Origin of the sequence: Paranoxybacillus vitaminiphilus (assembly GCF_003259935.1) — a bacterium.
Classification (GTDB): Bacteria; Bacillota; Bacilli; order Bacillales; family Anoxybacillaceae; genus Paranoxybacillus; species Paranoxybacillus vitaminiphilus.
The window spans coordinates 20,550-36,912 of sequence record NZ_QLMH01000004.1 but is presented as its reverse complement, the minus strand read 5'-3'; the positions used below and the strand labels follow the sequence as shown (position 1 = coordinate 36,912).

General features: G+C 40.0%; 10 protein-coding genes and 1 pseudogene. 10 read left to right on the top strand and 1 reads right to left on the bottom strand.

The genetic code is table 11. The annotated features are described in order from the left end of the window. Positions 1-186 precede the first annotated feature (186 nt). The 9 genes and pseudogenes from B0I26_RS06640 to B0I26_RS06600 all read left to right on the top strand — a co-directional run bounded on the left by B0I26_RS06640 (position 187) and on the right by B0I26_RS06600 (position 13,893). A complete protein-coding gene (locus B0I26_RS06640; protein ID WP_111644683.1) occupies positions 187-2,604 on the top strand; it encodes an MBL fold metallo-hydrolase in 2,418 nt (805 codons plus the stop codon). Next, on the top strand, positions 2,586-4,046 hold the full coding sequence (locus B0I26_RS06635) for an alanine--tRNA ligase (RefSeq protein WP_111644682.1): 1,461 nt from the start codon (positions 2,586-2,588) through the stop codon (positions 4,044-4,046). The genes B0I26_RS06640 and B0I26_RS06635 overlap by 19 nt, the downstream gene beginning before the upstream one ends. 26 nt (positions 4,047-4,072) lie before the next feature. Continuing rightward, entirely contained in the window at positions 4,073-5,851 is a 1,779-nt protein-coding gene (locus B0I26_RS06630; RefSeq protein ID WP_111644681.1) for an Hsp70 family protein, read from the top strand. 25 nt (positions 5,852-5,876) lie between these two features. Further along, on the top strand, positions 5,877-7,544 hold the full coding sequence (locus B0I26_RS06625; protein WP_181502762.1) for a HEAT repeat domain-containing protein: 1,668 nt from the start codon (positions 5,877-5,879) through the stop codon (positions 7,542-7,544). 100 nt (positions 7,545-7,644) lie between these two features. Next, positions 7,645-8,916, top strand: a complete 1,272-nt coding sequence (locus tag B0I26_RS06620) for a coiled-coil domain-containing protein (protein ID WP_111644679.1) — start codon at positions 7,645-7,647, stop codon at positions 8,914-8,916. Between the two features lie 163 nt (positions 8,917-9,079). After that, a complete protein-coding gene (locus tag B0I26_RS06615) occupies positions 9,080-11,062 on the top strand; it encodes an McrB family protein (RefSeq protein ID WP_111644678.1) in 1,983 nt (660 codons plus the stop codon). Between the two features lie 6 nt (positions 11,063-11,068). Continuing rightward, complete coding sequence (locus B0I26_RS06610) at positions 11,069-13,102, top strand: hypothetical protein (protein ID WP_111644677.1); 2,034 nt, start codon at positions 11,069-11,071, stop codon at positions 13,100-13,102. A gap of 229 nt (positions 13,103-13,331) precedes the next feature. After that, positions 13,332-13,474 (top strand): annotated as a pseudogene (locus tag B0I26_RS18520) (UDP-glucose 4-epimerase GalE); the annotation flags it as partial. Positions 13,475-13,578: 104 nt separating this feature from the next. Then, positions 13,579-13,893, top strand: a complete 315-nt coding sequence (locus B0I26_RS06600; protein WP_111644676.1) for a VanZ family protein — start codon at positions 13,579-13,581, stop codon at positions 13,891-13,893. 44 nt (positions 13,894-13,937) lie between these two features. Here the strand turns inward: B0I26_RS06600 and B0I26_RS06595 are convergent, their stop codons facing one another. After that, a complete protein-coding gene (locus B0I26_RS06595; protein WP_245934724.1) occupies positions 13,938-15,065 on the bottom strand; it encodes an ROK family transcriptional regulator in 1,128 nt (375 codons plus the stop codon). 178 nt (positions 15,066-15,243) lie between these two features. Between B0I26_RS06595 and xylF the strand changes: the two genes are divergently transcribed. Further along, complete coding sequence (xylF, locus tag B0I26_RS06590) at positions 15,244-16,332, top strand: D-xylose ABC transporter substrate-binding protein (RefSeq protein ID WP_111644674.1); 1,089 nt, start codon at positions 15,244-15,246, stop codon at positions 16,330-16,332. The last annotated feature ends 31 nt before the right edge of the window (positions 16,333-16,363 follow it).

Sequence of the window (16,363 nt, the reverse complement as noted above, 5' to 3'; positions counted from 1 at the left end):
CAGTGAGAAGCTTCTTTTAGCGGATCGATTTTTTCGGTCGATGTGTTCACTCTATATAGGCTGTTTAAATAAAAAATATATATCAAAAAGTTCGCTAATATGACTAATTTCGACAAAATCATCTGATTGTATTAATTAAAATGTACTTGTTCAGATGAAAAAAATAGAAAATTAGGTGACAAAAGTATGAGTAGAAGCAAGGAACTTTTTCATAAGGCGGTTTTTTTAGAGAATCGCCATCGGTTTGCGGAAGCGGCTTTTTATTACGAAGAACTGGCAAAAGAGGAACATATCACGTTAGATATGCTATATGCTTTAATGCAATATTTTCATAGAATAGGGAATTTCCAAAAGGTATTGCAGTTGGCAAAAGAAGCATTAGAAAAAGGAGGGGAGTTGGAAAAGTTCGTCCCACCGTTCATCGAAGCATGGGAACAAGTGGATGGGGGTACGGAAGAACTTTGGTATATATACGATCAGTTTGGGGTTTGCAGGCAGCCAAGAGTTTGTTTGCCTATACTGCAACATTTATGGAAACAGGGCGAACATGTTTACATGGAAACAACGCAGCTTTATGAGATAACAGAACAGCTTTTTACCGAAAGCGCGGAATACCAAGATATCTATATGGATGTCGTTCTGTTCCTTGTTGTTTTGGAGATGGAGGCGGAAAATTTCCCGCAGGCCCGTTTTCATTTGCGTAAGCTGTTGTTCTTGCAGCTTGATGTGTCAGAAAAGGCGAATGAATTGTTTGTCTGTTCCGTAAAGCTGGATTTGTTGGAGGAATGGTGGGAGAATGATGCATTGCGGGATTTGGCCTTACATCTTTGTGAAGAAAATTGGAGCTTTTTTTTGACCGCGCAAAAAATGTATCAGCGGAAGATTACAAAAGAGGAGTTGCGACAGTTTTGTCAGCAAACCTTTGTTCATCCATTTTTAGCAGAGAAACAGTTTCTTTATATCATTTATGGCAAGCTCATCGTCGGTGAAGCTATTTCCCTTCAGGAAGCCGAGAAGGTGAAGCAATTCCATGGCCATTGGCTCGCGATGAAACTGGCTGTGATGATTAGCGGGATTGGAAGTTACGATTTATTGCGCCATCATTTTACTCACTATGCCGATTTGGAGGAAGCTGTCCGTATTTTTCATCGATTAGAGAAGGCAAAGGTGGTCATGAGAAAGCCATTACTGGATCAGGTGAGGGTGACTGTGCTAGGTGGGGGAGAGAAGATCGGCGGCTCATCTATACTTGTGTCGGTGGAAGATCATCATATTTTGTTAGACGCCGGATTTCATTTAGGTGAAGGGAATGTCCTTCCTGACTATACCCCCCTAGATCGATTAAATGTAAAATGGGAAGATATTGACGCGCTGATCATTACCCATGCCCATATGGATCATAGTGCGGCAGCTCCATATTTGTACCGAAAGTGCCCGAACATTCCAATTTACGCTACGGAAGAAACGAAGCAATTAATGGGTGTCATGTTGGCGGATTTGCTAAAGCAGCACAGCGAGGAAGAGATTGGCTTTTCCGAAGCGGATTTACAGGCGGCATTGGAACATATTGAATGTGCCTGCAATACGTTTACGATTCCTTCTAAAGATGACGAATGGAAGGTGACTTTTTATCGTGCAGGTCATATTTTAGGGGCTGTTGCGGTATGTTTGGAAATAAAAGGCGTTTCTATTTTTTATACAGGTGATTTTTCTATTACGGATCAAAAAACCGTAAAAGGGATGGTCCTGCCCCCTGATTTGCACGTGGATATTTTGATTACGGAAAATACATATGGCTCCCTGCCGACGAATGCCTGCATGAGCCGGAAAGAGCAGGAAAAGCTGTTGGTGAAGCAGATAAAGAAAGTAATGGACCGTGGTGGGAATATACTCATTCCTGCCTTTGCGCTTGGGCGCGCTCAAGAAATTATGCTGATTTTACATGAATATTTTCGCCATCATCGTTTTTTGCCGTTTTTTGTTTATGTGGACGGTTTAGTGGCTGAAGTTTCTCAAGTGTATGACTCCTATTTGTCTCATAATGGTTATTCCTCTCTATTTGATAAAGGAATTCGAGAGGCAAGGAGTTTTTATCGAAACGGCAAATTTGATGAGTTTGCACAACGAATGTTAAATCAAGGGAAAAATTGCATCATAGCTAGCTCGGGAATGTTAATAGATGGAAGCGCTTCTTCCCGCTATGCAGAAAAGATAGTGGCGGATACGAAAAATGCGATTGCTTTTTCTGGATATTTAGATGAAGAGAGTCCAGGACATTCTTTGTTACAAGGGCAAACGGATACGGTGAAACTGAACGAGCGCTTTTATCCTGTAAGGGCGGAGATTTGTTCCATTCGATTAAGCGCCCATGCTAGTCGGGAGGAAATTATTAAAACAGCGATTGCTTTAAATCCAAGTGTTATTTTTTTAGTTCACGGGGAGCATGAACAACAATATAGGGCGCCCCGTTCGAACGGCGTTGTATATCCCACTGTTTTTTCTTTATTGAGGAACAATTTGACTGTCCCAGTGGTAGCCGCGAAAAACGGTACTATTTATACATTTTCGAAAGGGGAAGTAGTGGAATGGCGACACAATGGTTAGAACAATTTGTGAAGTATCAAGGGCTTTCTGGAGATTTTTGGGAGTTTGTTGACAAAGAGGGGATTAATCGGGAGGAGCTTGAGCGACAGCTGCAACAATATGAGCTGGATACGTTCGCAAAGCGAAGTCGATTTTTATGGAAATTGCAAGCGGTTGTAGAAAAGGTCATTTTTGAGCATCCGAACGAGCAAAACAGCGATGTAGCCGATCTAGTGGTGAAAGAGTGGAATGAGCAGTTTCAGCCAGCTATTGACAAGTTTGTGGTTCGGGCGATGTTGGACCATCTGCCAATTCGACATGACATGATGAGAAGGGCGTTTCATGCATTGTGCAGCGGCAATTTTCCTTCTTATGAGATTTATACGCAAGGGAATCCACAGTTATTTGTGCAATTGTTTGTTCGAACTGCAATCCAATTTGTCGATCGACAGAGAGATATATTTTCGTTGGCGGAAACGGTTCTCCCTTCGTTGTTCAAAGAGGTTCATGTCAGAAAAGAAGTGATGAGGGCGCTGCGGTCTTTATTGATGACGAGAAAGGATGATTCAGCAGACTACAAAATGATGCATCAGTATGGCCAAGCTTTTTCGCCGGATGAACTAGTTTTCCATAAAGGAATGCTCAGCATTATCATTCCAATTTTAAAAGAAAAAGAGGATAAGGAGGTTATTGCTAATTTCCTCCGCAACGTAAGCGGGAAAGCCAAACATCTGCTTGTGGAAGAAGCTTCTTTGGTGGAGATCGAGCGACTCGAAGCGGCAAAAGCAGGGGAACAGGAAGAATTACAGCCAGTGGAAACAGTGGAGGCAGAAGAGATAGAGGAGAGGATAGCGAGTGAGACGGAAGTAGCTATTTCCTCTTCATTGACTGATCAGGAAACGATACAGCAGCTAACAAGGGAAGTGGACGAGTTTTCCGCGCGGATCAAAGAGAGTTTGCGGGCATTAGAACAGCGGCTTGCGGATGCTAGTAGACTAGCAAATGCGGTAGGCGCAGACAATGAGGAGGTGATTGCACAACTAAGAGAAGAAAATGAACGTCTTTATATGGAAATCGAGCAGATCAAACAACAGCAAGCAGAGATCGAATGGAAGCGGTTCAAACAGTTTGTACAGGCTGTTGGCGGGAATCAGCATCATTATTTGCTTTCCGAATTATATGAGGAAAGTCAAGGGGCGACCGCAGTAGATTCTGAGATTACAAGGGGACGTTTAGTGAATTTGTTTAATGCGTTCAGCCTGTTTGGCTTAGAACCGACGGCTTACGGATATGAAATTGGGCAGGAATTGACGATCACAAGGCAAGAGTTACGGGAGCGGTTTATGATGCTCCATCCAATCGCTAGTTCGACAAATGAAGTGCGTGTAAAAATTACCCGCTATGGTTGGATGATTTATGGCCAAGTCATTGTGCAGCCATTGGTAGAAGAAGTCGCGGAATAAAGAATAATACGGGGAGAGAGTAAATCATGAGAAAGTTAGAATATTATGTCGGCATTGACCTAGGAACGACGAATACAACGGTATCGATTGCTTACTTGAGCCCAACTGGCAAACTGCATGCGGAAACATTGGGTATCAGCCAAGTGGATGAGTATGGGAATTTTATTGAGGAGGAACTGCTTCCAAGCGTGCTTTACATCGATGAAAATTCCGTTCCTTATGTAGGCCGCTATGCGAAAAAAATGGCGTGGATGGAGCCGCAATTTACCGCAAGCAAGGCAAAACGTTACATCGGAGAAGACAAAAAATATCGTTGGAAGATGGCAAATGGGCAGTATTTCACTCCGTCAGAGGTATCGTCATTTTACTTAAAAGCGGCCAAAAATGCGGTGGAAAAGCGGTTTTTAAATCAGAAAATTGATGGGGCTGTCATCACCATTCCGGCTAACTTTAACTTCCAGCAACAGGGGGCGACAAGGGAGGCAGCGGTATTAGCAGGATTTGACCGGGATAAAATCATTATGATTCCCGAGCCGACAGCAGCATTAATTGATTTTCTCAACCAGGAAAAGCAAACATCTGAAAAACATAGTGCTTTTGATTTAAATAGTGGCCCTAAAAATATTTTAGTGTTCGACCTTGGGGGCGGAACATGTGATGTCACGATTCACCGGGTGAGCCGTAATGAAAATGGCGGCTTTGATATTACCGAGCTTTCTATCTCCCAATATACCGAACTTGGTGGGGCCGATTTTGATGAACTAATTATGAAAAAGCTGATGGATAAGTGGCTACATAAGGTGATGGAAGAAAAACATCTCACAAAACAGCAGTTTCAAGCATTGCCGCAACACGTGCGCTTGCAAATTAGAGAGTCGTTGCTTGCCATGGCAGAAGAAGCAAAAGTTCAAATTGCGAACAAAATTAATATGACGCTGCAAATGAATATGAACGGAAAAAGTTATGTGGAACTTTCTGACGAACAGAAAAGAGAGCTAGATTCTTATCATTTTACGCAACTAATGGCCAATGTGCCTGAAGAACTTCGGGTTAGTTTGCACATTACCAAAGCGGAAATCGATGAAGCCATTCGTCCATTGTTGGATGCCCAATATGCACGCGAGGAAAAGAAATGCATCGAATATCCGATTCGTAATGCGATTAAGGATGCGCGCGTTCCGTTAACACTTTCTGATATAGACTATGTGTTTTTAGTAGGAGGAATGACGTATTATCCGACAGTGCAAGAGCGCATTTATCAATTATTTGGAGGCCGTATCGTTCCGTTAATGCCAGTCAATTCGATGTATGCCGTATCGAGAGGGGCAGCGATTTACCATTACAATCGCAGCAACATTCGCCTTGCCCATGTCGATGAAGTAGGCAAAACAGAAACAACGATGCCGCAAAACATCTATATTGACGTCGTTGAAGGGGAGCCGGTTACGTTAATAGAGAAATATACGGAAGTGCCGTTTCAAAAAACATTTACGAACCGTTTTTATGTCACCGGTGCTGAATATAGCGACTACGTCACAGAAATGGAGCTGGAACTGTTTACCGCAGACGATCCAAAAGCGATGGAACGGAAATTTTTGCAAAATGCGGCATTAAAATTCTCCAAACCAGTGAAAGTAGGCTCGCCACTTACTATTCATCTAGAAGTGGACCGAGACCGAAATGTCAGTGTCAGCGCATGGCTGACGGAAGATGAAACGCAAAAAATTCATGTCAACTTTGGTATTCCTGAATACGACGACAATAAGAAACGACAAATTCGCGATATACAAGATAATTTGAAATAGTGAAAGAATGGGGGAAGGGGTTTATATGTTTAATCTTTTTGAAGTGATGCAAGAGAAGAATCGGAAAAGAGCACAGGAATTAGAGCGTTTGGCAGAGGATATGTCGGCATTAAGAAAGCCGAAGTATGATGAAAAACAGATTGAGGAAGTATTGATGAAGCAGGCCCAACAGCTGAATGAGGATCAAGATGTGGATTTGTTTGCGGATATTGGCGGGCCGGAGGTAGTTGGGGAAGAAACAAAAAAGAGGGTGACGAGCAACCGTGGAGGAGTTATGCATATCGATTTGAGTTTTTCTTCTCTTCCTGCGAAGTTGCAGCCACTGTTAAAAGAGATAGAGGTGATCGCCAAAAGTGATAACGAACAAGCAATCCAGCTGGCGATGAAACAGATCGAGCAGGCTGGGGTAGATGCGGTTGGTTTGATTTTTCGCGAAGTCCGCATGTTTTATCGAAAGCCGGAAAAAAGAGCATTGTTGGCGGAACTACTTAGCCGCTTAACGTTATTAAATTTAAAAGGAAGAATTATGATTAAGGGAGTGCTAGAACATGCGACGAACCGTCAGCATTTGGAATTAGCCATTCGCACGGCCGGACTTATTCAGGAGCGTGAGGTGATCCCGCTGATTTTGAAGCATGCAGAGGATGCCGAACTGTTTCCGTACTGTTTTGAAGCGCTGCTGGAAATGCGGGATTCTTCCGTGATTCAGCCCTTGATTCAGCTTATCGATCGCATTGATCCGGCCCGTACAGAAACCATTGAAAAATCGATTCAGATTGCAAGGCAGTTTTCTTTGTTAAAACCATCAGTCATCCACGACTTGTTCGAAGCACTGATCGCTTGTAACTTACGGCAAATCCGCCCTATTTATACGACGGGAATTCGCTCCTTTAAACACGAGGCGATTCCAATTTTGATGGAAATTATAGAGAAAGAAACGGACCCATATCGCATCCGACGCGCGTGCCAATTGCTAGGCGGCATTCGCAAGCCGATCGTTGCCCAAAAACTAAACGAGGCATTGGGCAAGTTTACCGAGAAAAAAGCAGCGATTATCGAAGGAATTGCCCATACTCGCGATCAAAACTTTGCTGCCTTGCTTCTCGCCCATTTGCAATCGGATGAAAGTAAAAAAATAAAAGGTGCTTGCTTGAAGGCGTTAGCTTCCTGTGGAACAAAAGACCAGATTCCGCAAATTCGTCCGTATGTAAACGATGCTTCGATCCGCGCTGAGGCATTATATGCATTAATTAGTCTTGGGGATCCACAGGCGATGGATGAGTTCCTCCATCTTCTTATCCATGGCGATGCGCAAGAGCAGCATGCTTTAAGCGGAATGGCTGGTTTGTTGAGTGAAAAATACCATCTATATATGGCGGAAAAAATGGTGGAGATGGAAGACCGCGGAGCGATTATTATTTTAGCTGCACTGCAAAAACCAAACCGTTTACCGTCGCAAGTCGGCAAATATTTGCAAGCGAAGCTCGATCAGCAGCCCAGTGCCCCTGTGCGTTTAGAGATTTATCGATTGATTATTAAATTTGCTAACAGCACGAAAAATAAATTGTTGCCGTTATCAGTGGTGTATGAGGCAAAAAATCGAGAAACGGATATCGCAGTAAAAAGGGAGATTGAACAAATGCTGAATAGATTGCCGAAACGTTTGGGTGGGGTTAGTACAAACGAGGATTAAGAAAAAATCGTACTACTCTTAAATAAACGGGAAACACCACGTTTCCCTGCCTTCTTTATATTTTCGTCAAATAACGATTGAAAAAAAGGGGGAGGAAAATATGGCGAAAAGTAAAACAAAAAAATCGTTACGAAGACTAAAGTATATAGAAGTAGAAGGGATTGATAAACAGTATTTAGACGCATGTCTGCTTGTCAATCTCGATCTGGAACAGTTATGCGATGCGTTTGAAGATGAAAAGCAATTGCTTGCTAAAACGAATTTAACCGTATTGAAATTGAAAAAAAGAGAAGTGACCAAACAAGAGCTAATCCGTGAAGTCAGTCCGCACATTAGCAGCAATTATCTATTGTATAACTTTTTTGCTAACCTTAATTATAAGGTATTGCAAATGTTGGAGGAACAATTTACGGACTTTCATTCCTTATCTTTAGAAGAGAAGACCGATTATCTTTATGAGCTTGTTCAAGAAGAAGAGATGGGCTACAGTACATATATTAATTGGCTCCGCTTCCATGAGCAGTTACATCATCGCATTTTAGAAGTCTTTCAGCTATATGGGGAAAAATTTGAAGAGGAGACAGGAATCCAACTCCCTCCTTCTTTTAATGTAAAACGAGAGGAAAAAAAGGAAGAGAAGGAGGATGCACTCTATAAAGAGCTGACAAATATTATTCGTTTGCTGACAAATGTCCGGGACCGGGCAAAAAACGAAAGCTTTAAGGAGCAATATGAGGAAAAGCAAAAGGAAGTAGAGCAATTGCATAAGCAGCTAAGTGCGGTGACAGATCAGCTCAATTCCAAGGAAAATCAGTTAGCAAAACAGATGAAAGAAGCGGCAAAGCTTGCGAAAAAACTTGAGGTAGAGCAGCAAAAAGTAATTCAAAAGCAAAAGGAGGCTGGACAGCTCGGCCAGGAAGTAGGAAAACTGAGGGGACAGGTAGAAGAGCTGACAAAGAAAAACAAAGCATTGCAGCAGGAAGTAGAAAACAAAAGTAGGCAAATGAGTAAGTTAACAAAGGAAATAGAAGAATGGTCAGAAAACCGTTGGAAACTGGAAAAAGCAAAAATACAACAAACATATGAGGAACGCGTTGCCCAGTTAGAAGAAACCATTCAACAGCTGCAATCCCAACTAGAGAAATCACTACAAGAGTTTGAACAGGAAAGAAACCACTATGAAAATGAGCTCGATATTTTACGGCGTAAAGTCGATATTTATGAACAGATGATGAACGATCAGCAAAATGAGAAACGCCAAGAAAGCGATACAGCTGCGCTAATCAACCAGAAAGAGGAAGATCCGAAAAGTGATGAATGGTTTGACAGTCTTTTTGGAGATTTGCCAGTAAATGAGCCTGAAAAAATATAGGAGCTCTTATGTTTTGTATTTCCAATATATTTAAGATGTTGGCGCTGTTACTGTCCAGTCAGATGGTGAATTATAAATATTTGTATGGAATCCTGTATTTTTCAAATTCTGTCCAAGATCAAATAGAACGGTTTGAAAACGCGTATAACTCTTAATATGGATTGTGGCAAAGCCTTTTGCGTTGATGGATAAAGCATCATTAAAAACAACGTTGAAAAAAGCGAGAAAGGAGAAGACGGTTTTGGCGGGGAAACAAACCAAACAGTTGCAACAGCTGCTAAATACTATTCTGAATGAATTAGGAGCACCGATTAACTGGACGCAGGAAAAGGCCGATCAATTTTATAAGGAATTTTGCCAATCTCCAGAGGGATTGAATAACAGATTGATTTTAAAAATAACGGATGTAATTAATATCCAAAATGAAAAAAAGCTGTTTTTTGGAGAAGTATTAAATCCTGATATATTGTCTCCTTTTACTTTACCGTTTGAAGATGAAGAATGGAATGCATCCTTTGTATTGGTGAATAACACAAAATCATTTGAAAAAGGAGATATTGTTATCGCAACTCCTAAGGCACTAAAAATTGAGATGCTACAAGGAGAAAGAAATAGAGAGAGACGGATGAAGGAGATGATATCGATCAGGAGAGACTCTGTGAAAGGGGCCTCTTTTGAAACAAGGTTAATGGAATCTCTTGGAGATAGAATTGTAGAGAAACTCTCGGAGCAGTTTGGATCATTAGAAAAATTATCTCATATTATACTATATGAATTTGAAAGAGCATATCAAGATAAGCAAGATGAGATTCAACAGCGGTGGGAAATCCTTCAAAAGCAAGAAGAAGAAATGAGAAATAAAGAAGAGATGAACAAAAAGAGAGAGCAAGAGTTAAACGATAAGGAACAACAACTAAAGGAATATGAAAGTGAGTTGCTGTCCCAGTTTGAGCGTTTCCGTCTTTTACCGCCTCTATCGATATTCGAGAGAAAGGATCATATCGATTTAAGTAATTCAAAAACTATTCAATGGAGTAAGCAAGAAGACATTATTGACATAATACGGGGTGCTTTGCATACTCAATGCAATCTTCAGTATGAACGTGATGTTATTGAATGCTTTGTAGGTGCTTTAAAGACAAATCAGCTGATTATTTTGCATGGCCCAAGTGGAACAGGCAAGTCCAGCCTAGTAAGAGGCTTTTCTAAAATCATTAAGGGAGCAAAGACATACACGATAAGAGTTCAGTCTAGCTGGACGGATAAGCAAGATATACTGGGTTTCTTTAATCCGATCGACTATCAATATGTGTCCACTGAATTTTTAGATGCGTTAGTAGAAGCAAGGGAAAATCCAAAATCTTTGTATTTGATTTGCTTAGATGAGATGAACTTGTCCCATGTGGAGTATTATTTCGCGGAGTTTTTGAGCGCCAGGGAAGAGGAAAACCCTAAGATTACCCTTTACTCCAAATATTTTCAAGAGTTGGCTTATAAAAGGATTAAACCTTATATCACTGTAGATGAAAACGGACTTGAGTTTCTTAATGAAGAGAAATGGGAACAAATACAGAGCGATTCCGAAAAATGGAGATTGCAAAATTGTTTTGATTTATGCCATCGATATCCCGCGGAATTTGAAATTCCAAGTAACGTAAGGTTTGTTGGTACGATGAACATGGATCATACGGTAAAAGGGTTAAGCCCAAAGGTCATTGACCGAAGCTTTGTGATTAATTTACGCCATTCAGAGAATGAGAAAAATTTAATAGAAGAGTTGGAAAAGATAAAAGTATCTGAGTTGATTTCTGTTGATGTGGAGAAAGATCTAACAGTAACTGTGATGGATGAGAACTGCAGGCGAAATGCAGAAAAACTCAATCCGTGGTTGGATAAATTAGGGGCCAGGTTGAACCGCAGAGCCTTAGACCAAATTGGCTATTACGGAAGTGCGGTAAACTCTCATTTAAAATTTGACCAAATCGTTCGTGGGAAAATATTGCCTAGAATCCAAGTTTCACGAAGTGATGAAACAGTTAAAACATTGGAACAGCTATCACAAGAGCTCCAGAATCAATCGGATATGACACAAACAAAGATCAGAGAAATGTTAAATCAAGGGCGGACAATTACGTATTGGAGATGATGCGGAGTGGAATTATGGATTGCTAAGATTAAAGCTACGAGTGAACAACCTATACAAGAATTGGTAAGTCCGCTAATTTTCAATGAAGAAAGCAACTGTTATATTGCTTCTGAATATGAAGGGACAATTGTTGTAAAAACATCGAATCATAAAGTTCAAAAAGTATTCTTGTCCCATTACGGTGTAACGTCTAATGAGCAGCGAATCCCTTTAATTTATGATGAACAATGGAATGTTTGGTATGATAAAGGCGATGAATTTGAGGAGAGAAGTCCAATCGGTATTAATCAATGCGGCACTTTTTTCTTTGAGGCGGAAGATGGGGATGGGTATATCATAGACAGGTCGGCCGATGTTTTCATCACAAGCAGTTTATTGACAGAGGAAGAATTTCAGCAGATGAAAGACGAAATTGTCAGTATGCTTGAAGATTTATTTACAGCTAACAAGGGACCAGCTACGCCAATGAATTTGTGGAAAGAGAATGTTGAAGTGGCTCGATATGCATTGGATCAGATGAAAAAACTTCATGAGATGTTATTGGAATTGGAAGAGGCGCCTCATGAACAATTAATACGTGAACATCACTTGCTCCCTTCTTCCAAAATAAAACGGTTTAATGCCGAATTTTTGATAAATCGTAAGCTTTTTCCTTTTAAAGATAAGTTTTTGATCCCTGTAAACGTGCGTTCCATAGATATTCCTGAACACCGAATGATACGTTGGGGATTAGAGCGGTTAATAGATTATGCAGACCGTTATTTAAGGCAGGCGCGAAACAGAAAAAGAGAGTTATATCAAAGAAGGGATTTTTTAATTCATGCATTATCCAATCAGTACGATCATCGTCTAAGACTTTTTGAGCAGGAAAGAATTGAGAATTCCATAAAGAAAGATTTGGATTATGTTTCTGAATCCCTTCAGTTAGTTTGTAAGAGTGAGCGTTATTGGAAAGAGATCGGTGAAATAGCAAAGAAATGTTTAAGTTTGCATTACTTGAATGTAGGCGAAGAGGAGCTGGAGCAGACGCACTTGTTTACATTTTCGCCTCTTTACAGTGAAGTGTATCAATATTTAGACGATTTGTTGAATTTAAAGCCGCTGAAACAATTGTCAAATACATATGTTCCTTTGCAAAAGTCTCCAAAATTATATGAAGTATGGTGCTTGCTTTCCATTATTCATTCATTAATTTACGAATGCGGTTTTATTTCAGCTCAAAATCCGTATATTCAAATTCAGCGATATCTTCAAAGAAAAGGCGGGTTGGAAGGAATAGCTTTCACTTTTAACCGTCCCGTTTATCGTTATAAAGAATATCAGGAGCCGCAAAAAACAAATTTAACACTTGAAGTTCATTATGAACGTCCTTTTCTAGATACGGAAAAATCTTATAGACCTGATTTTACCTTTACTTTCCGGGATGATTTTCGGGCAGAAACGGTCTTTTTGGATGCAAAGTATAAGCCATTACCTAATCGGGAGTATTGGGCTGAAATCATTCGTGATGTATCGTTTGAAAAATATTATGAACCTTTGACGAAGAAGCCTATAGCGTCCTTTTTAATGCATCCAAATAAATTAAATGATGTTTCTGTCCATACATGGAATGCGACAATGAATCATAGGAAACAAGAAGAGCTTAGACATCGTTTAGGAAGCTTTGAATATAAGCCTAGCAATAAAAAAGAGTTTGTAAAATGGATGAATATGCTGCTGCATTACCATTTAGGGTATAACGGAGTGTGCATGCATTGCGGTGCACACCTTTCCGCTCAATTCGATTATGGAGAAAGGGGGCAAAAATATTTTACATGTAGAAATCCGTATTGTGAGGCGTTTTGGGTGGAAACGATTTGCTTTAATAGAAGGGGAGGGAGATGGGCACAAAAAGATGCTCATGCTCCATCGACTGCCACGCTGTTTAAGTATACAAAACATTCTGGAATGAATTATCATAAGGAAACCACAGACGAATGGGATGTGTTTTGTCCAGTTTGTAATAAACGGGCTCAGGATAGATTTAGAGACGATGTCTGATCATACGTCGCCTGTGGTTAAGCACTGTCACACCCAAAAGTTTATCGAGGATTAGTAGAATAATTGTCGCAAATTTAGCATGTTCTTATGTCTGCCATAAGCAAAGCAGAAACCGTCCACCTTGACTTTATTTCTATTTCCCAAAGGGTGTCGATACTCGTGTGCGAAAAAACTTCCAATCAAAACAAACGCAGCTTAGACATATATCATTTAGTGAAGAAAAAGTGATGTAACTGGCCGCAAAGCGGTCATTGACACACCGACCGCCGTCCGGGCGACCCGGCGCGACTTGTCGCGTCATCACAGAAAATTTACGAAGAGTTGGAATGGAAAGCGGAGTATTCGCTGGAAGACATTATTGCAAGCGCATGAAAATGGCATAGCCGAAATGTCAAGTAAATAGAAAGCCTCCTGCTGAATGAGTGTCAGCGGGAGGCTGCGTTTGTTTTTAATAAGGAAATAGAAAGGGTCAATAGGTGATTAACAAATGGCTTCGCTGGGGACTCGTATTTCTATGGTGCGGAATGATTTATTATTTCACTGAATCCCCGGCTTTTACTGGTGAACATATGGCAAGCATGATCCGCGATATCGCACAAAAACTGCAATTAAAACATGTGAACAATGTTAGTGACGGTTTCTTGTCATGGAATTACATTGTCCGCAAATGGGCGCATCTTTTGGTTTTCGGTATGCTTGCTTTTCTTGCCTGGAAGTCCATGTATCCGCATCGTTTTGCTTGGAGGCTGTACCATCCGGATATGATAAGAATGGTCCTAATCCAACAGTAGAATTACTTTCCACTAACTTGAGAAGTCCGATGCTCTGTTTCTTTTTAATCCTTTCCAATTGAAAGAAAATTTTCAATCGCAAATGCTGATACTCCTAGTGCTGCGGAATAAATGGATAGTTTTGAAAAGTTTATTTGTAAATCCTTTTGGTGAAAATCTAATGTATGTTTGTTAATGGATTTTATAGTTGGTTGCTCGATTAAGTGTTTCGCCTTAGCTAGTCTATTTCCGATAATGATTTGTTGCGGATTAAATGTTTTAATTAAATTGGAAATACCTATACCCAAGTATGAGCCAATTTCATTAAAAATTTCTTTAACGTTTTTGTTTTCTTCGGCAATTTCGATTAGTTCCTCTAGTGTCGCGCCTGGCAAAATGTGTTTAGCTTGATTGAGTAATGCATGCTCAGAAGCATAAGCTTCCCAGCACCCAGAATTCCCACACCTACATTTTTCTCCATCTACTACAATCGTCATATGCCCACTCTCGCCAGAATAGCCATTAATACCCTTATATAGTTCTCCTTTCAGTATTATACCCACTCCAATACCGATTCCTGCGCTTACATATATAACGTTATTACAATTTACACCAGCTCCGAATCTAATTTCTCCATACGCCCCCGCATTTGCTTCATTTTCGATAATGATTGGGTAGTCAAATTCACGATGAAGGATATCCGGCAAATCTACATGACTCCACTTTAAATTAGGGGCAAGTAATACTTTTCCGTTTTTATCTACAATACCTGGTACACCAATTCCTATCCCAATAACACCGTACCTGCTTTGAGGTGTATGTTCTATAAGGTTTTTAATCATTTCGATTGTTAAATGAATCATTTCGTCAAAAGAAAGATTGTGTATTGATTGATGCTGTTCATACACCACGTTGCCTTCTAAATCAGTTACAATTCCTAAAATATAGTTAACACCAATATCTAATCCGATGGAGTAACCTGCTTTTTTATTAAATAGCAACATAACAGGTCTTCTTCCTCCACTCGATTCACCCGGCCCTGACTCATAAATGAATTCTTCTTCAATTAATTCATTTACTAAAGAAGAAACGGTAGCTTTATTTAGACCTGAATGTTGAGCAATATCCGCACGTGATATTGGAGCATTTGAGATGATAGTTCTAAGTACGATTTCTTTATTCTTTTTTTTCACTATTTGTTGGTTCCAAGTGGTTATGGTCAAAGGTTCTTCAGTCCTTTCCGATTAGGTTATATAAATAAATTATATAACAAACTTTGTTTATTGGGTAGACAAACAAAGTTTTTAGTGGTAAGATTGAATTGTAAAAAAATTTATAATTATTAAATTATTAAAAGAGGAGGTTCGCTGTGTGAAAAAATGTAAGGGCTTTCTATCCATTCTTTCTTTTCTATTCGTATTTGTATTAGCAGCTTGTGGTCAAGATGTCACCGATGAAAGCGGTAACAAAAACTCCGAAGGTAAAGAAGGTGAAAAAGATAAACTTACCATTGGACTATCTGTATCAGATTTAACATTAGAGCGCTGGCAACATGATCGGGATTTTTTTGTAGAAAAAGCGAAAGAATTAGGAGCAGAGGTTTTAGTTCAATCCGCAAATGGTGATGAAGCAAAACAATTATCACAAATTGAAAATATGATATCACAAGGTATTGATGCGCTTGTTATTATTGCCATCAACTCAGATTCACTAACGACAGTTGTTGATCAGGCAAAAAGTAAAGGTATTCCGGTTTTGGCATACGACCGATTAATAAATGGTGCAGAAATTGATGCCTATGTATCATTTGATAATGTTAGAGTTGGTGAAATGCAAGCAGAGTATCTAGTTGAAAAAGTTCCTAAAGGTAAATATTTCTTAATGGGCGGTTCTCCAACAGATAACAATGCGAAAATGTTTAGAGAAGGTCAAATGAACGTTCTTCAACCGCTTATCGATAAAGGGGATATTGAAATTGTAGGGGATCAATGGGTGAAAGGCTGGGACGCAAACGAAGCGTTAAAAATTATGGAAAATGCATTAACAGCCAACAATAATGACATTGACGCAGTTGTAGCATCGAACGATAGTACAGCTGGAGGAGCTATCCAAGCCCTTGAAGCTCAAGGCTTAGCAGGAAAGGTGGTTATTTCCGGGCAAGATGCTGACTTGGCGGCAGTCCAACGTATTGCGGAAGGAAAACAATCTATGACCGTTTATAAACCTATTAAAGCCATTGCAACAAAGAGTGCGGAAGTTGCCGTTCAATTAGCAAAAGGTGAGAAGGTTACCTCCGATTCCACAATCAATAACGGAAAAGTAGATGTTCCATTTATTAAATTAGATCCTATTAAAGTTGATAAAGAAAATCTTGTTGATACAGTAATCAAGGATGGGTTCCATTCTTACGATGATGTATATAAAAATGTACCAGAAAGCGAACGTCCACCACGTCCATAATCAGGTTTTAAATAATAAAAAAGTATATAAA